The sequence below is a fragment of the Micromonospora inositola genome, from assembly GCF_900090285.1.
GTDB classification, from domain to species: domain Bacteria; phylum Actinomycetota; class Actinomycetes; order Mycobacteriales; family Micromonosporaceae; genus Micromonospora; species Micromonospora inositola.
Window position 1 is genome coordinate 2,905,739 of sequence record NZ_LT607754.1, and the last position, 17,057, is coordinate 2,922,795.

At 74.1% G+C, this 17,057-nt stretch carries 20 protein-coding genes; 11 read left to right on the plus strand and 9 right to left on the minus strand.

The window, feature by feature from the left end; translation table 11 throughout:
- Positions 1-110: 110 nt before the first annotated feature.
- Together macS and GA0070613_RS13990 are read left to right on the plus strand one after the other, a co-directional pair.
- Positions 111-1,235 (plus strand): MacS family sensor histidine kinase, encoded by a 1,125-nt coding sequence (gene macS, locus GA0070613_RS13985; protein WP_089015933.1) that lies wholly within the window; start codon positions 111-113, stop codon positions 1,233-1,235.
- Positions 1,232-1,900: a response regulator gene (locus tag GA0070613_RS13990; RefSeq protein ID WP_089012702.1), complete on the plus strand. Its 669-nt coding sequence runs from the start codon at positions 1,232-1,234 to the stop codon at positions 1,898-1,900. Before macS ends, GA0070613_RS13990 begins: the two co-directional genes overlap by 4 nt.
- On the opposite strand, the gene GA0070613_RS13995 is transcribed toward GA0070613_RS13990, so the two are convergent.
- The 3 genes from GA0070613_RS13995 to GA0070613_RS14005 all read right to left on the minus strand — a co-directional run bounded on the left by GA0070613_RS13995 (position 1,897) and on the right by GA0070613_RS14005 (position 4,360).
- Positions 1,897-2,469 (minus strand): DUF5709 domain-containing protein, encoded by a 573-nt coding sequence (locus GA0070613_RS13995; RefSeq protein ID WP_089012703.1) that lies wholly within the window; start codon positions 2,467-2,469, stop codon positions 1,897-1,899. The two genes, GA0070613_RS13990 and GA0070613_RS13995, sit on opposite strands and share 4 nt — an antisense overlap.
- A 101-nt stretch (positions 2,470-2,570) precedes the next feature.
- On the minus strand, positions 2,571-3,302 hold the full coding sequence (locus GA0070613_RS14000; RefSeq protein ID WP_231929774.1) for an ATP-binding protein: 732 nt from the start codon (positions 3,300-3,302) through the stop codon (positions 2,571-2,573).
- 59 nt (positions 3,303-3,361) lie between these two features.
- Positions 3,362-4,360: an SDR family oxidoreductase gene (locus GA0070613_RS14005; RefSeq protein WP_089012704.1), complete on the minus strand. Its 999-nt coding sequence runs from the start codon at positions 4,358-4,360 to the stop codon at positions 3,362-3,364.
- A gap of 261 nt (positions 4,361-4,621) precedes the next feature.
- On the opposite strand from GA0070613_RS14005, the gene GA0070613_RS14010 reads away from it, so the two are divergent.
- Entirely contained in the window at positions 4,622-5,824 is a 1,203-nt protein-coding gene (locus GA0070613_RS14010; protein ID WP_089012705.1) for a glycosyltransferase, read from the plus strand.
- Here GA0070613_RS14010 and GA0070613_RS14015 read toward each other — a convergent pair.
- From GA0070613_RS14015 to aroA, 4 genes are all read right to left on the minus strand, one after another.
- Positions 5,779-6,693, minus strand: coding sequence for a hypothetical protein (locus GA0070613_RS14015; protein ID WP_172875986.1), 915 nt, complete (start codon positions 6,691-6,693; stop codon positions 5,779-5,781). The two genes, GA0070613_RS14010 and GA0070613_RS14015, sit on opposite strands and share 46 nt — an antisense overlap.
- Before the next feature lie 60 nt (positions 6,694-6,753).
- The gene (gene hisN / locus GA0070613_RS14020; protein WP_089012707.1) at positions 6,754-7,563 is read right to left on the minus strand and encodes a histidinol-phosphatase; all 810 of its coding nucleotides are present in this window, start codon (positions 7,561-7,563) and stop codon (positions 6,754-6,756) included.
- 27 nt (positions 7,564-7,590) lie between these two features.
- Entirely contained in the window at positions 7,591-8,589 is a 999-nt protein-coding gene (gene rsgA, locus GA0070613_RS14025; RefSeq protein ID WP_089012708.1) for a ribosome small subunit-dependent GTPase A, read from the minus strand.
- A gap of 132 nt (positions 8,590-8,721) precedes the next feature.
- Positions 8,722-10,023, minus strand: coding sequence for a 3-phosphoshikimate 1-carboxyvinyltransferase (aroA, locus tag GA0070613_RS14030; protein ID WP_089012709.1), 1,302 nt, complete (start codon positions 10,021-10,023; stop codon positions 8,722-8,724).
- A 102-nt stretch (positions 10,024-10,125) separates the two neighbouring features.
- Between aroA and GA0070613_RS14035 the strand changes: the two genes are divergently transcribed.
- The 5 genes from GA0070613_RS14035 to rsrA all read left to right on the plus strand — a co-directional run bounded on the left by GA0070613_RS14035 (position 10,126) and on the right by rsrA (position 13,571).
- Complete coding sequence (locus GA0070613_RS14035; RefSeq protein WP_089012710.1) at positions 10,126-10,836, plus strand: SOS response-associated peptidase; 711 nt, start codon at positions 10,126-10,128, stop codon at positions 10,834-10,836.
- Between the two features lie 211 nt (positions 10,837-11,047).
- Positions 11,048-11,440: a WhiB family transcriptional regulator gene (locus GA0070613_RS14040; protein ID WP_089015935.1), complete on the plus strand. Its 393-nt coding sequence runs from the start codon at positions 11,048-11,050 to the stop codon at positions 11,438-11,440.
- A 98-nt stretch (positions 11,441-11,538) separates the two neighbouring features.
- Positions 11,539-12,153: an alpha/beta hydrolase family protein gene (locus tag GA0070613_RS14045; RefSeq protein WP_089012711.1), complete on the plus strand. Its 615-nt coding sequence runs from the start codon at positions 11,539-11,541 to the stop codon at positions 12,151-12,153.
- A 315-nt stretch (positions 12,154-12,468) separates the two neighbouring features.
- Positions 12,469-13,281 (plus strand): sigma-70 family RNA polymerase sigma factor, encoded by an 813-nt coding sequence (locus GA0070613_RS14050; protein ID WP_089012712.1) that lies wholly within the window; start codon positions 12,469-12,471, stop codon positions 13,279-13,281.
- A gap of 2 nt (positions 13,282-13,283) precedes the next feature.
- Positions 13,284-13,571, plus strand: coding sequence for a mycothiol system anti-sigma-R factor (rsrA, locus tag GA0070613_RS14055; RefSeq protein WP_089012713.1), 288 nt, complete (start codon positions 13,284-13,286; stop codon positions 13,569-13,571).
- A gap of 102 nt (positions 13,572-13,673) precedes the next feature.
- Here the strand turns inward: rsrA and GA0070613_RS34385 are convergent, their stop codons facing one another.
- Positions 13,674-13,748, minus strand: a complete 75-nt coding sequence (locus GA0070613_RS34385; protein WP_369700219.1) for a 50S ribosomal protein bL37 — start codon at positions 13,746-13,748, stop codon at positions 13,674-13,676.
- Positions 13,749-13,979: 231 nt separating this feature from the next.
- Here GA0070613_RS34385 and GA0070613_RS14060 point away from each other — a divergent pair, with 231 nt between their 5' ends.
- Together GA0070613_RS14060 and GA0070613_RS14065 are read left to right on the plus strand one after the other, a co-directional pair.
- Positions 13,980-14,195: a biotin/lipoyl-binding carrier protein gene (locus tag GA0070613_RS14060; protein ID WP_089012714.1), complete on the plus strand. Its 216-nt coding sequence runs from the start codon at positions 13,980-13,982 to the stop codon at positions 14,193-14,195.
- Complete coding sequence (locus tag GA0070613_RS14065; RefSeq protein ID WP_089012715.1) at positions 14,192-14,701, plus strand: GNAT family N-acetyltransferase; 510 nt, start codon at positions 14,192-14,194, stop codon at positions 14,699-14,701. Before GA0070613_RS14060 ends, GA0070613_RS14065 begins: the two co-directional genes overlap by 4 nt.
- Positions 14,702-14,758: 57 nt before the next feature.
- On the opposite strand, the gene GA0070613_RS14070 is transcribed toward GA0070613_RS14065, so the two are convergent.
- Complete coding sequence (locus GA0070613_RS14070; RefSeq protein WP_089015936.1) at positions 14,759-15,328, minus strand: TetR/AcrR family transcriptional regulator; 570 nt, start codon at positions 15,326-15,328, stop codon at positions 14,759-14,761.
- 112 nt (positions 15,329-15,440) lie between these two features.
- Between GA0070613_RS14070 and GA0070613_RS14075 the strand changes: the two genes are divergently transcribed.
- Positions 15,441-17,027 (plus strand): MDR family MFS transporter, encoded by a 1,587-nt coding sequence (locus GA0070613_RS14075; protein ID WP_089012716.1) that lies wholly within the window; start codon positions 15,441-15,443, stop codon positions 17,025-17,027.
- Positions 17,028-17,057: the final 30 nt, after the last annotated feature.

Below are 17,057 nucleotides of genomic sequence, written 5' to 3' on the forward strand. Positions count from 1 at the left end.
GGCGCTGGATCTCGGAGTTATTCGCGGCATTTCCACCGTACGTCAGGGTTTCCCCAGCCGCACCCCGCGCTGTCCCCGGCGTCCCTTCGGACTGTGGCATGGTGGCGCGCATGCCGTCGTCGCCCGGAGGTCTCGAGGTCCCGCTCTGGCGGTCCATCGCGGTGTTCCGGTTCGCCTCGCTGGCGTACGTCGGCGTGCTCGTCCTCCGCGACGCCGACCGGTACGCGCACCCGCTGGCCGCCGGCGGCGTACTGCTGGTGATGCTGGCCTGGTCCGGGGTGACCGCGGCCGGTTACGCGCGCCCGGCCGGACGGCGCTGGCCGCTGCTCCTGGCCGACCTCGGCGTGGTCCTGGCGATCATGCTGGCCACCCCCTGGGTGGTGGGCCGCGCGGCGCTCGCCGCCGGCGTGCCCACCCTGACCGTGGCCTGGCTGGCCGGGCCGGTGCTGGCCTGGGCGGTCTCCGGCGGTCGGCGCCGGGGCGCGGTCGCCGCCCTGCTGCTCGGCGGCGCCGACCTCGCCACCCGCGAGCGGATCAGCCAGTCGTCGCTGACCGGCGTGATCCTGATGCTGCTCGCCGGGGTGGTGGTCGGGCACGTCGCCCGGCTGGCGGTAACCGCCGAGGAGCGGCTGCAACGGGCGGTCGAGCTGGAGGCGGCGACCCGGGAACGGGAGCGGCTGGCCAGGGACATCCACGACTCGGTGCTCCAGGTGCTGGCGCTGGTGCAGCGGCGCGGCGCCCAGCTCGACGGCGAGGGCGGCGAGCTGGCCCGGCTGGCCGGCGAGCAGGAGGCCGCGTTGCGGGCGCTGATCGGCCGCTCCGGTGGCACGCCGGATGAGGAGGGCGGCACGCTGGATCTGCGCGCCCTGCTGGACCGGTACGCCACGGCGATGGTGGTGGTCTCCGCGCCCGCCACCGGGGTTCCGCTGCCCGCGCGGGTCGCGCGGGAACTGGCCGCCGCCACCGGCGCGGCGCTGGACAACGTGGCCCGGCACGCCGGCGGGCGGGCCTGGGTGCTGATCGAGGACGAGGGGGAGACGGTGACCGTCTCGGTACGCGACGAGGGACCGGGGATCCCGGAGGGCCGGCTGGCCGAGGCCGTGGCCCAGGGACGGCTCGGCGTGGCCCAGTCCATCCGGGGCCGCGTCGCGGACCTGGGCGGCGAGACCCGGATCGTCTCCGCGCCGGGCCAGGGCACCGAGATCGAGCTGCGGGTGCGGAGGGACGGGCGATGAGCGGCGCGGGTACCGGAGTCCGGGTGATGGTGGTCGACGACCACCCGATGTGGCGGGAGGGGGTGGCCCGCGACCTCACCGAGGCCGGTCACCTGGTGGTGGCCACCAGCGGCGAGGGGCGGCAGGCCGTGCGGGTGGCCGCCGCCGCCCGGCCGGACGTGGTCGTGCTCGACCTGCAACTGCCGGACGTCTCCGGCGTCGAGGTGATCCGCGGGCTGCGCGCGGCGCTGCCCGAGGTGCGGGTCCTGATGCTGTCGGCCAGCGGCGAGCCGCAGAGCGTCCTGGACGCGGTGAAGGCCGGCGCGACCGGCTACCTGGTCAAGTCGGCCGCGCCGGCGGAGTTCCTCGACGCTGTGCGGCGCACCGCCGCCGGCGAGCCGGTCTTCACCCCGAGGCTCGCCGGGCTGGTGCTGGGGGAGTACCGCCGGCTGGCGGCCGGGCCGCCGAGCGGATCCACCGACGACGCGGCACCCCGGCTCACCGAACGGGAGACCGAGGTGCTGCGTCTGGTGGCCAAGGGCCTGTCGTACAAGCAGATCGCCGAGCGGCTCGGGCTCTCCCACCGGACGGTGCAGAACCACGTGCAGAACACGCTCGGCAAGCTCCAGCTGCACAACCGGGTGGAGCTGACCCGCTACGCAATCGAACGGGGCCTGGACGACTAGGTCGCCTCCGGCGGTCGGGTCTCGTGGATGGCCAGTTCCTCGGCGGTCGGGCCGCCACCGGCCGAACCGGCGTCGTACGCGACGTTGTCGGTCTCCTGGTCGGTGTGGGCCCCCACGTCCGGCTCGACCAGCCGGCCCACCTCGGCGTCGGCGACGCTGCCGAGCTGGCCGTGGTCGTAGATCGACACGGGGGAGTGCGGGTCGGAGGTGGGGCCCGCGTCGATCACGTCGGCGTCGAGCTGGGCCTGCGCGGCGGCCTCCTCGCTGTCCGCCTCGGCGGCGATGTCCGGGTCCACCGGGCCCGCGAGGGGGTCGTCGGCCGGGCGCTCGTAGCTCTCCCGCTGGAGCTTGTAGTCCAGCGACTCGCCGTCGAGCTGCTCCTCGGCGGTGGTCCCGAACCGGTCCACCGCCACCGGGGTGCGGTCCCCGGGCAGCTGGGCCGGCTCCGGGCCGTCCGCCTCGCGGCCGGTCAGGACGTCGTCGTTGGCGCTCGAGTCGTCGTCGGCGGTGTCGGGCAGCCCCTCCGCCTCGGGGTCGGACACGGGGGTCGGGTACTCGTCGTCGCGCATGGCTGAGCACTACCCGCTGCGCTGCCCGGATTAACCGGATCGGAGGCCGGCGATCGGGAGCAAAGGGAAGAAATACCCCGGCGGACCGGCCCTCGCCCCGGTCAGCTCCGGTAGGCCGCCTCATCCTCAGGGTGCAGCACGCACCAGACGACCTTGCCGTCCGGCAACGGCGTGCTGCCCCAGCGCCGGGCGAGCGTGTCGATCAGCAGCAGGCCCCGCCCCCCGGCCGAGGTCAGCGGGGCCAGCCCGGCGTACGCGGGCGGCCGGGCAGAGTAATCCCGGACGGCCAGGTGCAGGGCGCTGTCCCGCGGGGCCACCCGGACGGTCATCGGGGTGCGTGCGTGGGCGACCACGTTGTTGACCATCTCGGTGACCGCGATGGAGACCGGCTCCGCCAGCTCCGGCACGCCCCACCGGCCGCAGCCGTCGGCGACCAGCGCCCGGGCCTCCCGGGCGGCGTCCACGGCGGGCGTCAGCTCGGCGTTCAGCACCGCGGCCAGCGGCGCCCCGACCAGATCGGCCTGCGCCTCGTCCAGGGTCGCCCGGACCGGCGCCCCGGCACCCTCCCGGGCACCCGCCGGATCGAGGACCAGCAGGTCGGCGGCGGGCCAGTCGGCCACCACGCGGCGCACCTCGTCGAGGACGGCGCGGGCGGCGGGCTCGGCCACCCGGAGCCTGGAGAGGTCGGCGATCACCGGGCCGGGCCGGGCCCAGAGCCGGGCCAGCAACGCGTCGCGGACGGCGTCGACGCCGGCCAGGCCGAGCACGCCGGTCAGCCTGACGACTGCGGACGATTCGTCCGTCTCCACCAGGCATCGCACATCCGTCGGCATGATCGTCCCATTGTGCATGCCGGGTCCGGGGCGCGCATCCGACCAGTCGGTGCGGTTCATCAGCGGTCCGTCCGTGCGCGGCGGTTCATCGCCGCCATCGTGCCGACCGCGGTGCCGGCCGCCGCCAACCCGAACGCGGCGGTCATCCGGACCAGCTGCCGGCGTCGGCCGTGCCAGCGGCCGGAGCGCTCCGCCTCGGCGCCGGCCCGGAAGACGTTGCCGGTGCTGTCCAGCCGGACGCCCGGCCCGAACTGGGTCCGGTGGGTGTACCAGCCGAGCGCCCGCTCGGCCAGCGCCGGCGCCAGCCGCCACTGCAGGCCGAACAGCCGCGCGGCGCCACCCGCGTACGCCTCCCGACGCGGCCGGCGCAGCAGCCGCACGATCGTCTCGGCGACCACCTCCGGCGGGTACACCGGCGGCGGCGGGGTCAGCTCGTGGCCGCTGTGGTTCGCGGCGTGCCGAAAGAACGGGGTGTCGATGGTGGCCGGCAGCACCGTGCAGATGGAGATGTTGCCCCGGCCGGTCACCCGCAGCTCCTGCCGCACCGTGTCAGCGAGCCCGCGGATGCCGTGCTTGGTCGCGTTGTACGCCGACTGGTAGGGCATGGCCACCTCGGCCAGCACCGAGGCGTTGTTGACCACGACCCCGCCGCCGGCCGCGCCCAGCCACGGCAGCGCCGCCTTCGTCCCGTACGCCGTGCCGAGCAGGTTCACCGCCACCACCCGCCGAAACTCCGCAACCGGGATCTCGTCGAAGAGGCCCACCGCGCTGACCGCCGCGTTGTTGACCCAGCCGTCGATCCGACCGAACTCCGCGGCCGCGCGGGCGGCGAGCCCCTCCACCGCCTCCGGGTCGGTCACGTCGGTGGGTACCACCAGCGCCCGCCCGCCCAGCGCCCGGCAGCCCTCGGCGACCCGCTGGAGGGCCTCCTCGCTGCGGGCCGCGAGCACCACGTCGGCACCCCGCCGGGCCAGCGCGTACGCGGCCGCCGCGCCGATGCCGCTGGACGCGCCGGTGATGACGACAGTGGCGTCGTCGAGGTTGCGGGTGAGAGGCATTCTTCGCCGGTACCCCCGGTCCGGCTGGGTCATGCGGGCGGAGTCGGCCGGATCACGGTTCCGCCCGAGGTGGTTCGGGGGTGATCGGCGCGATGTCGACTAATGGTCAGGCCGCGTCGGGCCGCGTCGCCCCGAGGCCGCCCCGAGGCCGTCCCGCCGGACCGATCCCGATCTGCCAGGTTTCGGCTCCCCGGGGCCAGGTTAATGGGACCCTCTGACCGGGGAGGACCCACCGCTCGCTAGATCGCATGGAGGTGCACCATGCGCGTCGGCCTTGTGTGCGCGCACGCCGGCCCGTCGAGGCAGGTCGACGGTCCGACCGTCGGCACGCACCAGCACATCGCCCGGGTCGCCGCCGAGCTCGCCGACCGGGGCCACGACGTACGGGTCTACGAGCGCCGCGACTCCCCGGGGCAGCCGGAGTGCGTCGAGGTGGACGGCTACCGGCTGGAACGCGTGCCGGTCGGTCCGCCCACCCCGATCCCCACCGCCGAGCTGGTGCCGCACGTGCCCGAGTTCGGCCGCTGGCTGGCCGGGCGGTGGGCCGGCGACTGGACCCCGGACGTGGTGCACGGGCACTACTGGATCGGCGGCCTGGCCGCCGCCCACGCGGTACGCGAGACCGACATCCCGGTCGTGCAGACCTTCCACTCGCTCGGCGTGGAGCAGTTGCGCCACCTCGGCCAGCGGTACGACGGGCCGGGGGAGCGGATCCCGCTGGAACGGGCGCTGACCCGGGCGGTGGACATCGCGGTGGCGCAGTGCAACGACGAAGTCGACGAGCTGACCCGGATGGGACTGCAACGCAGCTCGGTGGCGATGGTGCCGACCGGGGTCGACACCGGGCAGTTCCACCCCGACGGCGAGGCGGCGCCCCGGGACCAGCGGGCCCGGATCCTCTCCGTCGGCGGACTGTCGCCCGGGCACGGCCAGGAGGACCTGATCCGGGCGATGCGGCTGGTCGGCGACGCCGAGCTGGTGATCGCCGGCGGGCCGCCCGCCGAGCAGTTGGCCGACCACGCCGAGGCGCGGCGGCTGCGCGAGCTGGCCGAGCGCACCGGGGTGGCCGACCAGGTCAAGCTGGTCGGCGCGGTGCCGCACGACCAGATGGCCACCTGGTACCGCTCCGCCGACGTGGTCGCCTGCACCCCGCACTACTCGTCGGCCGGGCGGGTGTCGCTGGAGGCGATGGCCTGCGGCGTGCCGGTGGTCGGCTACGCGATGGGCGGCATCGCCGACGCGGTGGTGGACGAGGTGACCGGCAAACTGGTGCCGCCGGGGGACGTCCGCACGCTCGGGGTCACCCTGCGCCGGCTGCTGGCGGACAACGCCGGGCGGTTCGCGTACGGGCACGCGGCGGTCGACCGGGTCCGGTGCAGCTACACCTGGGAGCGGACGGCGGGCGCGTTGGAACGGCTCTACGAGCGGGTGGTCCGCCGCCGCAAGCCGGTCGAGGCCGCCTGAGCGGCGCGTCCAGCGGCGGGGGCGGCGCCGGCGCCGATCATCGGCCGCTCCCGCTCGCGGGCGACCGCGTGGTGGTGCTGCGGCTCGGCGTACCGGGTGAGGCCGACCACCGAGGCCAGCGTGATCAGGAAACCGATCCCGGCCAGCCATTCCCGGCCCGGCCAGATCCGGTCGTTGAGCAGCAGCAGGCCGACGATCGCCGCGGGCACCGCCCCGGCGGCGTCCATCGCGGCAACCGCCGCCGTGGTCGAGCCCCGCTGCATCGCCAGGCCGAGGAGGAGCTGCCCCACCACCGAGTGGACGATCAGCAGGTAGAGCAGCGGGTCCCGGACGAACGCCTCGGCCGAGTCCGCCGAGGCCAGCGGGCGGGCGGCCACCGCGGCGGCGGAGAACGCCATCCCGGCCAGCGAGCCGAGCGCCACCGAGCCGGGCGCGCCGTGCAGCCGGGCGGCGAAGAAGCCGGCCACGGCGATCACCCCGAGCGCCACGGTCAGGCCGATCAGACCGGCCGGGCCGAGCTGCCGTGAGGGCGCCGGCTGGGCGGCCAGCACCAGCGCGGTGATCCCGCCGAAGAGCAGCGCCAGCAGCGCCACCTCGGCGGCCGGCAGCCGCCACTTGAGCACCAGCACCCCGAGCAGCGCGGTCACCCCGAGCCCGGCCGCCACGCTGGCCTGGACCAGGAAGAGCGGCAGGTCCCGGCGGGCCAGGAAGGCCAGCACGAAACCGGTGACCTGGCAGAGCAGCCCGACCAGGTACGTCCGGTGGCTGACCAGCCGCAGCAGCAGCCCCGGGTCGAAGGTGTGGTGCACGGTGGTCCGCGCCGCGGCGACGGATTGGAGCAGGTTGGCGAAGCCGTACGCGACGATCATGGCCGCGAGGAAGCACCAACCGGAGGACACCACCTGGCGAGGATAGAGGCAACCGGTGGATCAGCGCGCGGCTGGCCTTCCGAGCCGGCCCAGGATGTCGGCGTGGAGGTGTCCGTTGGTGGCGATCGCGCTGTTCTCCCCGCCGGCCGGCGCCGGTCGGCCGGCCCGGTCGGTGACGGTGCCGCCGGCCTCGGTCACGATCGGCACCAGCGCGGCGACGTCCCAGAGCGAAAGCTCCGGCTCCACCATCACGTCCAGCGCCCCCTCGGCCAGCAGCATGTAGCCGTAAAAGTCGCCGTACGCCCGGCTGCGCCAGGTGTCCCGCATGACCTGCAGGATCGCGTCCAGCCGGCCGGCGGACTCCCAGCCGGTCAGCGACGAGTAGCAGAAGCTGGCGTCGGCGAGATCCCGCACTCCGGAGACCCGGATCGGCGCGCCGGCGGCGAGGTCCGGTCCGGCGTACGCGCCCGCGCCCGTCGCGGCCCACCAGCGCCGGCCCAGCGCCGGGGCGGAGACCAGGCCGAGCACCGGGCGGTCGGACTCCAGCAGGGCGATCAGGGTGGCCCAGACCGGCACGCCCCGGACGAAGTTCTTGGTGCCGTCGATCGGGTCGACCACCCAGCGCCGCCCGTCGGGTCCGGCGGCCGGCTGCTCGCCGTACTCCTCGCCGAGCAGGCCGTCGCCCGGTCGGTGCTCGGCCAGCAGGGCGCGGATCTCCCGCTCGACCGCGGTGTCCGCGTCGGAGACCGGGGTCAGGTCCGGCTTCGACTCGACCCGCAGGTCGAGGGCGCGGAACCGGGCGGTGGAGATGGCGTCGGCGGCGTCGGCGAGCAGGTGGGCGAGGGCGAGGTCGTCGGCGTACCCGGTCATGCCGAAACGGTAGCGGCGGTCGCCGGGTCAGGATCCGGCGGGCGGCGCGTCCGGCCCGCGCTGGTCGCCCTCGCCGGGCCCGCGGTGGTCGGCCTCCCCGCGCGGGTCGCCCTCGCCGCTGCGGGAGGCCAGCAGCCGGCGGTACGACGCCAGCCGGCGCGGGTCGGCCTTGCCGGTGGCCACCCAGGCGTCCAGCGCGCAGGCCGCCTCCTCGGCGGTGTGCTGGCAGTTCGCCGGGCAGTCGACCGTCGCCTCCACCAGGTCGGGGAAGCCGTGCAGCAGGCTCTCCGCGGAGACGTGCGCCAGTCCGAAGCTGCGTACCCCGGGGGTGTCGACGATCCACCCGGGGTCGCCCTTCGCGCCGGGCGCGGGCGGCAGCCGCAGCGCCACCGCGCTGGTCGAGGTGTGCCGGCCGCGGCCGATCGCGCTGACCGTGCCGACCGCCCGGCCGGCCTCCGGCACGAGGCGGTTGACCAACGTCGACTTGCCGACCCCGGAGTGGCCGACCAGGACCGAGACGCGCCCGGCGAGCAGCGCGCGCAGGGCGTCCAGGTCCGAGTCCGGCCGGATCAGCACGTACGGCAACTCCAGCTCCGTGTAGTAGCCGAGCACCGCCTCCGGGCCGGCCAGGTCCGCCTTGGTCAGGCAGAGCAGCGGCTCGATGTCCGCGTCGTACGCGGCCACCAGGCAGCGGTCGATGAAGCCGGTGCGCGGCGGCGGGTCGGCCAGCGCGCTGACGATCACCAGCTGGTCGGCGTTGGCCACCACGACCCGCTCCAGCCGGCCCTCGGCGGTGGTCGCATCGTCCTCGGCGGTGCGCCGCAGCACCGAGCTGCGCTCGGCGATCCGGACGATCCGGGCCAGCGCCCCGGGCACCCCGGACGTGTCCCCGACCAGCCCGACCCGGTCGCCCACCACCACCGACTTGCGGCCCAGCTCGCGGGCGCGCATCGCGGTCACGGTCGGGTCGTCCGGCCCGGCGTCCGGTCGGACGCAGGTGTAGCGGCCCCGGTCCACGGCGATCACGAACCCGTCGACCGCGTCGGCGTGCCGGGGGCGGGTGCGCGTACGCGGTCGCGACGACTTCCCGGGTCGGACCCGTACGTCGTCCTCGTCGTACTCGCGCCGTTTGGTCGCCAGGACGTGCCCCCTGTCGCGTCAGCTCTTGCCGGTCACCATTCCTGACCATAGTGCCGGGAACTCGGGCATGGTCTTCGAGGTGCAGGCCACGTCGTCCACCTCGATGCCCGGTACGGCCAGCCCGGCCACCGCGGCGGCGTGCGCCATCCGGTGGTCCGCGTACGTCCGGAAGGTGCCGCCGCGCAGCGGGCGGGGGTGGATCTCCAGCCCGTCGGCCGACTCGGTGATGTCCGCGCCGAGCGCGGCGAACTCCCGGGCCAGCGCGGCGATCCGGTCGGTCTCGTGCCCGCGGATGTGCCCGACGCCGGTCAGCCGGGACGGCGAGTCGGCGAGCATGGCCAGCGCGGTCAGCGCCGGGGTCAGCTCGCTGACGTCGGAGAGGTCGGCGTCCAGGCCGTGCACGGTGCCGGTGCCGCGGACGGTGAGCCCGCTGGTGGTCAGCGTCACCTCGCCGCCCATCCGGTGCAGCAGCGTGCGGAGCTGCTCGACCGGCTGCATGCTGCTGCGCGGCCAGCCCTGCAGGGTCACCTCGCCGCCGGTGACCAGCGCGGCGGCGAAGAACGGCACCGCGCCGGAGAGGTCCGGCTCAATCTCCCAGCCGCGCCCGCTCAGCGGCCCCGGCTCGACCGCCCAGACGTCGGGCACGCTGTCGTCGACCGCCGCCCCGGCGGCGCGGAGCATCTGCACGGTCATCCGCAGGTGTGGCGCGGAGGGGACCGGCGGGCCCTCGTGCCGGACCACCACGCCCCGGTCGAACCGCGGGCCGGCCAGCAGCAGCCCGGAGACGAGCTGGCTGGAGGCGGAGGCGTCGATGACCACCTCGCCGCCGGCGACCCGGCCGGTCCCGAGGACCGTCAGCGGCAGGCTGCCGGTGGCCGGGGTGTGGATGCGTACGCCGAGGGAGCGCAACGCCCCGATCAGCGGGCCGAGCGGGCGGACCCGGGCCTGCGGGTCGCCGTCGAAGGTGACCCGCCCCTCGGCCAGGCCGGCCACCGGCGGGAGGAAGCGCATCACCGTGCCGGCCAGGCCGACGTCGACGTGCGCCGGGCCGACCAGCCGGTGCGGCCGGACCAGCCAGCGGTCGTCGTCGGAGATCGACACGTGCGCGCCCAGGGCGCGCAGCCCGCCCGCCATCAGCTCGGTGTCCCGGGCGCGCAGCGGCCCGCCCAGCGTCGACGGGCCACCGGCCAGCGCGCTGAGGACCAGGGCCCGCGCGGTCATCGACTTGGAACCGGGCAGGCGCAGCGTCGTGGCGACCGGGTCGCTGGCGGTCGGTGCGGTCCACGGCTGCGGCGGCCGGGTCGCGGTCGGATTCCCCACGGTTACATTCTGCCAAGTCCGGCGGCGTATGGAGCCGGCGGTCGGGCCCGCTCCCGGTTGGCGGGACAGCCGGGAAGCCATCGGCGCGTTAGCGTGTGCGCCATGTGCGGGAGGTACGCGACGTCCCGGAGCGCGGGCGACCTGAGCGCGCTGTTCGAGTCGTACGACGAGACCGGCGGCGCGGTCGGCCCGGACTTCAACGTCGCCCCGACCGATCCGGTGCCGCTGGTCCGGCTGGCGCCGGAGGGGCAGCGGTCGCTCTCCGTCGGCCGCTGGGGCCTGGTCCCGCACTGGTCCCGCAGCGCCACCGGCGCGGCCCGCATGATCAACGCCCGGGCCGAGACGATCGCCACCAGCCGGGCGTACGCCCCGTCCTTCGCCCGCCGCCGCTGCCTGGTCCCCGCCGACGGCTGGTACGAGTGGGTCCGGGAGCCCGGCGGCCGCCGGCAGCCCTACTACATGACGCCGACGGACGGCTCGGTGCTCGCCTTCGCCGGCATCTGGTCGGTGTGGGAGGCGGCGGACAGCCCGCTGCTCACGTTCAGCGTGCTCACCACGGCGGCCGTCGGCGAGTTGGCCGAGGTGCACGACCGGATGCCGTTGCTGCTGCCCCGGGAACGCTGGGCGACCTGGCTCGCCACGGCCGATGAGCCGGCCGCGCTGCTCGCCCCGCCGCCGGCGGCCTGGCTCGCCGGGCTGGAGATCCGCCCGGTCTCCCCGGCGGTGGGCGACGTCCGCAACGACGGTCCCGGCCTGACCGTCCGGGTGCCACCGCCCCGCGCGGAGGCCGACCCGGAATTGACGCTGTTCTGATCACTGTCGGCGACATTGTCGTGTGCGGATTTGCCGGGGTTGCGCCTGAAACGTCGCCCGGCTGTTTAGCCATCTTTACCGCAGAGTCTTGTCCCCGTGTCCGCAAGTGCGATAGAACACAGCGCCGGCGGTGGGCGTCGATTCGCACGGGGCGGGTGACACCCATCGGTCTTATGTGATCTTGCCGGTCCCACGGGGGAGGTGGGTGGATTTGACACGGGCACGTATGCCCCGCCCGCACGAGGTGGCCGCCGCACGACGAGATCCGCGACTGCTGCGGGCGTTGCGCGAGCGGCGACAGGACGAGGCGTGGCGGACCAGAGGGACCTGCCAGAGCGTGGACCCGGAAACGTTCTTTCCGGCGCCCAATGAGCCGGCCGACGCGGCCGTGGCGCTCTGCCGCAGTTGTGATGTCCAGGGCTCCTGCCTCGCCTGGGCGCTGGAGGTGGGGGACTGCCACGGCGTCTGGGGCGGTACCACGCCCCGCGAGCGACGGGCGATGCTCGTCGCCTGGCGTGGCGAGGTGCAGCCCGATCCGGACGCGGTCGACGACGCCGGGCCGCCGGTCCGCGACCGCCTGCTCACCCTCGTGCCACTGAGCTGACCGGTCCGCGGTGCACCGTCGCCGCCCGCGTCCCCCGACGGGGAAGCGGCGGGCGCAGATGGCGGTCGTGGTCCGCCGTCCGGACGCAGAATGGGTCGGTGCGGCACAGCGACGAGATCGAGACACCGCGTGGGCCGGCCCGGATCGACACCGACCTGCCGGCCGGGCCGGCGGCGACCCTGCTCGCGCTGGGGCACGGCGCCGGCGGCGGGGTCGACGCGCCGGACCTGCTCGCGGTCCGGGACGCGGTGGTCCACGCCGGGCTGGCGGTGGTCCGGGTGACCCAGCCCTACCGCGTCGCCGGCCGCCGGGCGCCGGCTCCGGCGGGACAGCTCGACGAGGCGTGGACGGCGGTGCTGACCGCGCTGCGGCAGCGCCACCCGGGGGTGTCGCGGTGGGTGGTCGGCGGGCGGTCCAGCGGGGCCCGGGTCGCCTGCCGGACGGCGGGCGCCGTCGGCGCGGCCGGCATTGTCGCGCTGGCGTTCCCGCTGCACCCGCCGGGCCGCCCGGAACGCTCCCGGGCGGCGGAACTGGCGACCGGGCTGCCGACCCTGGTGGTCAACGGGGACCGGGACCCGTTCGGGGCACCCGACCCGGCCCCGGGGGTGGACGTGGTGCTGCGCCCCGGCGAGCGTCATGACCTGCGCCGCGACCCGGCCGGCACGGCCGACGAGGTGCTGCGCTGGCTGCGCGTCCGAGGCTGGGCGGAGTGACCAGCGGGAAGATCGCGCCAGACCCCTCTTCCGGCGTACGTCAGGGGACTACGTCGATGTTCGAGCGTGATCTTGCCCGCTTTGTTCGGTCGGACCCGCCGTCCCGGCGTGACCGGCGGCCCCCGCACGTCGTTGATCGGGTGGTGTCGGGCGGCCGGTTCGGGCGGCCGGCGCCATCCTCCCAGGCCCTTCCTGGTCCCAGCGTCGGTCGCGGCCGAGGCCGGGGCCAGGAACGGCGGGAGGGGCGACGGAATGCGTCGCCCCACCGCGCGGTTGCTACCCCTGGATGACATTTCCAGCCGAGGGGGGTGACCGGTGCCGACCGAGACACGGAGCCGGGAGCGGGACGAACGGGACGCGCGGCAGCTGAGGCGGCTGTTGGACGCGCCGGAGTGGCCCGCTGAGGCGTCGGCCGCGGTGAGCACCAGCACACCGGCCGGAAGTGAATCTGCGGGCAGCTCCGTACGCGTATCCTCGGCGGGAAAGCATCCGACTCGAGGGGATGTGCGGTTGACCACCGAGAAGACGGACGAGCGCAGGGCCCGCTTCGAGCGGGACGCGATGCCCTTCGTCGATCAGCTCTACGCTGCCGGACTGCGGATGACCCGCAACCCGGCGGATGCCGAGGACCTGGTCCAGGAGACGTACCTGAAGGCGTACGCGGCCTTCCACCAGTTCGAGCAGGGCACGAACCTCAAGGCCTGGCTCTACCGGATCCTGACCAACACCTACATCAACTCCTACCGCAAGCGGCAGCGCCAGCCCGTGCAGGCGCCCACCGAGGAGATCACCGACTGGCAGCTGGCCGAGGCCGAGTCGCACACCTCCAGCGGGCTGCGCTCGGCGGAGACCGAGGCGCTGGACCGCCTGCCGGACAGCGACGTCAAGGAGGCCCTCCAGCAGCTGCCGGAGGAGTTCCGCCTGGCGGTGTACCTCACCGACGTCGAGGGCTTCTCCTACAAGGAGGTCGCCGACATCATGGGTACGCCGATCGGCACCGTGATGTCGCGGCTGCACCGCGGCCGACGTAATCTGCGCAAGCTGCTCGAGCAGTACGCCGCGGAGCGGGGCTTCAGCGCCGCGTCGTCGTCGAAGGGTTCGACCGCCGCCGCCGGCCGGGAGGTGTGACCGTGAGCTGTGGAGAGCCGCACGAGACGGACTGCCGCGAGGTGCTCGCGGAGGTCTACCTCTACCTGGATCTGGAGTGCGCGGACGAGCGTCGCGTGCTGATCCGCGACCACCTCGACGAGTGCGGGCCCTGCCTGCGCGAGTACGGCATCGAGCAGGAGGTGAAGGCGCTGGTCGCGCGGTGCTGCGGCAACGAGACCGCGCCGGAGCAGCTGCGCGAGCGGCTGCGGGTACGCCTCACCGAGCTGGTGGTCTTCGAGAGCAGCGAGTCCCGCGAGCTCGCGGACTGAACGTACGTACGCCGGTGGCCCGGGTCGAGTTGTCGACCCGGGCCACCGGCGTGTCCGGCCGAGGGCCGGGCGGTCGTCGCTGGCGGGCGTACCCGCCGACGATCAGGAGTTGGGGCGCTTGCCGTGGTTCGCGCCGCTCTTCTTCCGGGCCTTCTTCTTCCGGGCCTTCTTCGCCATGCTGTGCCTCCTTGTGCTGGTCACGGTCCCGACCGCGGGCGAGCGCGGCGGAGGTCGCGTACGGGTCCTCCGGGCGTCCGGAGACCGACGGAGCTGATGCTAGTGCCGGCGGCGTCGCCCGTGGTCCGGCGGGGGCGAAAGCGGCGTTGCGGCCGCTCCGCGACCGCCGGTGGCCCGGGTCATGATTGGATACCGTTCGCAGGCACACCGGTGGAGAGGGAGGGTCGTCACATGGCCGAGGAGATCCGCGCCGAGATGGTGGCGAACGTCTGGAAGGTCGTCGCGTCGGCCGGGGACACCGTGTCCGAGGGGGACACGCTGGTGATCCTGGAGTCGATGAAGATGGAGATCCCGGTGATCGCGGAGTCGGACGGCGTCGTCCAGCAGATCGCGGTCAACGAGGGTGACGTCGTGCAGGACGGCGACCTGATCGCGGTGATCGGTTGACCGGCCTCACCGTCCGTCGCGCCGACCAGGCCGACCACCCAGCGGTGGCCCGGCTGACGGTCGCCGCCTACGAGGCCGACGGGCAGCTCAAGGGCGAGAACGGGTACGGCGTGGTGCTCGCCGACGTGGCCACCCGGGCCGAGACCGGCGAGGTGCTGGTCGCCGTCGACGAGAACACCGGCGAGGTGCTCGGGGCGGTGACGTTCGTGCTGGCCGGCACCCCGTACGCCGAGCTCTCCGGCCCCGGCGAGGCGGAGTTCCGGATGCTCGCCGTCGACCCGGCCGCCCAGGGCCGTGGCGCCGGGGAGGCGCTGGTCCGGGCCTGCGTGGCCCGGGCGACCGAGCTGGGCTGCTCCGCGGTGGTGATCTGCGTACGCAGCGGTATGGCCGGCGCGGCGCACCGGCTCTACGAGCGGATGGGCTTTGTCCGGGTGCCGGAGAAGGACTGGTGCCCGCTGCCGGGGGTGGAGCTGCTCGGCCTCCGGCTGGACCTCACCGGGGGCTGACGGCGCCCGTACCGGTCGATCGCTCCGGCCCGGGGGCCGTACCGGCCGGTGACCGGGTCAGCCGGCCTCGCCGATCTTCGACAGCAGCTCGTCGGCGACCTCGAGGGCGATCTTCTTCCGCTCCTCGTCGGTGATGTGCGGGGCGCGTACCGCGAACCAGCTGCTGTGCACGGCGAACAGGGTGAGCGCGGCGCGAAGCTGCGCGGCGGGCGAGTCGTCGCCGCGGCACAGCTCGTCGGCCAGCCGCAGCATCCGGTCCCGCATCTGCATCCCGGCGGCGAGGCTCTTCAGCACGGTCTGGTTCTGCTCGAAGAAGCGCATCACCGACGGCTGCTCGCGGTCGAACATGGCGTCTGCGTACCGGGTGATCAGCGCCCGTCGGGTGACCAGGTTGGCGGGCTGGGACCGGGCCCAGTCGATCAGCTCGTCCATCCGGTGCAACCGGTCCTCGACGAAGCTGTTGACGATCTCGTCCTTGCTCTTGAAGTGGTAGTAGAGGGCGGCCTTGGTCACGCCCAGCCGCTCGGCGATCTCCCGGAGCGAGGTCTTCTCGTACCCCTGCTCGGTGAAGAGCTCCAGCGCGACGGCCTGGATGCGTTCCCGCGTGCCGCCTGTGCTCTCCCTCACCCGTACCACCTAACCCGCTTGACGGTTTTCTGCTGTCCAACTTACCGTGCGGCTAGTAAGGTGACTAGCCGGGCGGCAAGTAAGTGCGACATATCTCCGGGGGAGCTTACCCATGACTCAGGAAACGCAGGCGGCGGCGAGACCCAACGTTCGGGTCGTGCTGTTCGGTCTGATGATCGCGATGATGCTCGCGATGCTCGACAACATGATCGTCAGCACCGCGCTGCCGCGGATCGTCGGCGAGTTCGGCGGCGTCGACCACTTCACCTGGGTGGTCACCGCGTACGTGCTGGGGACCACCGTCTCCACCCCGATCTGGGGCAAGCTCGGTGACCTCTACGGCCGCAAGGCGGTCTTCCTCACCTCCGTGGTGATCTTCCTGATCGGCTCGGCCCTGTGCGGCATGTCCGGCTCCGGCATGTTCGGCGGCGTCGACACCGGCATGGTCGAGCTGATCGCCTTCCGCGCCGTGCAGGGTCTCGGTGCCGGCGGCCTGATGGTCGGCGTGATGGCGATCATCGGTGACCTGGTGCCGCCCCGCGAGCGGGGTCGCTACCAGGGCATGATCGCCGGCATCATGGCCATCGCCATGGTGGCCGGCCCGCTGGTCGGCGGCTTCATCACCGACAACCTCTCCTGGCGGTGGGCGTTCTACGTCAACCTGCCGCTCGGCGGCATCGCGCTGCTGGTCCTCGCCACCACGATGCACCTGCCGAAGTACCGCACCGAGCACAAGATCGACTGGCTGGGTGCCGCGCTGCTCTCCGTCGGCATCACCGCGATCGTGCTGCTCACCACCTGGGGCGGCAACGAGTACGACTGGACGTCCCCGCAGATCCTCGGCCTCGCCGCGCTCGCCGCGGTCGCGCTGGTGGTCTTCGCCTTCGTCGAGCGCCGGGCCGCCGAGCCGATCCTGCCGCTGGCCCTGTTCGCCAACCGGAACTTCGCCCTCATCTCGGTGATCGGCTTCCTGCTCGGCTTCGCGATGTTCGGCGCGATGAACTTCCTGCCGCTCTACCAGCAGACCGTGCAGGGCGCCTCGGCCACCAACAGCGGCCTGCTGCTGCTCCCGCTGATGTTCGGCATGCTGGTGGTCTCGCTGGTGATCGGCCGGGCGATCACGAAGACCGGCCGGTACCGGATCTTCCCGATCGTCGGCGGCGTGGTGATGACCACCGGCATGTTCCTGCTCAGCCGGCTGGACGTCGACACCAGCAAGGCCGAGTCCTCGCTCTACATGGTCGTGCTCGGCGCGGGCATGGGCTTCCTGATGCAGACCTCGATGCTGATCGCGCAGAACAGTGTCGAGCAGAAGGACCTCGGCGCGGCGAGCGGCGGAGCCACCTTCTTCCGCTCCATCGGCGGCTCCTTCGGCATCTCGCTCTTCGGCGCGATCTTCGCCAACCGGCTCGCCGACTCCGCCGCCGGCGGCGCGTTCAGCGGTGGTGGCGGCGAGGGCGGCCGGATGGACCTGGAGCAGCTCAAGGAGCTGCCGGCGCAGGTGCGCGAGCTGGTGCTCGGCGGCCTCTCCGACGCCATCTCGCACGTCTTCCTCTGGGCGGTCGTCTTCACCATCGCCGTGCCGGTGCTCGCCTGGTTCATCAAGGAGGTCCCGCTCCGCTCGTCCAACGACGCCCCGGCGGCGGGCACCCCGGAGGACCAGGCCGAGGCCGCCCTCGGCAAGGCACTGGTCGACTGACGCACGCTCCGCGGCCACGCCGACCCCGAT

Bases quoted from the DNA above. Each gene is read 5' to 3' on its own strand.
- macS (WP_089015933.1), top strand. From the start codon at position 111: ATGCCGTCGTCGCCCGGAGGTCTCGAGGTCCCGCTCTGGCGGTCCATC.
- GA0070613_RS13990 (WP_089012702.1), top strand. From the start codon at position 1,232: ATGAGCGGCGCGGGTACCGGAGTCCGGGTGATGGTGGTCGACGACCAC.
- GA0070613_RS13995 (WP_089012703.1), bottom strand. From the start codon at position 2,469: ATGCGCGACGACGAGTACCCGACCCCCGTGTCCGACCCCGAGGCGGAG.
- GA0070613_RS14000 (WP_231929774.1), bottom strand. From the start codon at position 3,302: ATGCCGACGGATGTGCGATGCCTGGTGGAGACGGACGAATCGTCCGCA.
- GA0070613_RS14005 (WP_089012704.1), bottom strand. From the start codon at position 4,360: ATGCCTCTCACCCGCAACCTCGACGACGCCACTGTCGTCATCACCGGC.
- GA0070613_RS14010 (WP_089012705.1), top strand. From the start codon at position 4,622: ATGCGCGTCGGCCTTGTGTGCGCGCACGCCGGCCCGTCGAGGCAGGTC.
- GA0070613_RS14015 (WP_172875986.1), bottom strand. From the start codon at position 6,693: ATGATCGTCGCGTACGGCTTCGCCAACCTGCTCCAATCCGTCGCCGCG.
- hisN (WP_089012707.1), bottom strand. From the start codon at position 7,563: ATGACCGGGTACGCCGACGACCTCGCCCTCGCCCACCTGCTCGCCGAC.
- GA0070613_RS14035 (WP_089012710.1), top strand. From the start codon at position 10,126: ATGTGCGGGAGGTACGCGACGTCCCGGAGCGCGGGCGACCTGAGCGCG.
- GA0070613_RS14060 (WP_089012714.1), top strand. From the start codon at position 13,980: ATGGCCGAGGAGATCCGCGCCGAGATGGTGGCGAACGTCTGGAAGGTC.
- GA0070613_RS14075 (WP_089012716.1), top strand. From the start codon at position 15,441: ATGACTCAGGAAACGCAGGCGGCGGCGAGACCCAACGTTCGGGTCGTG.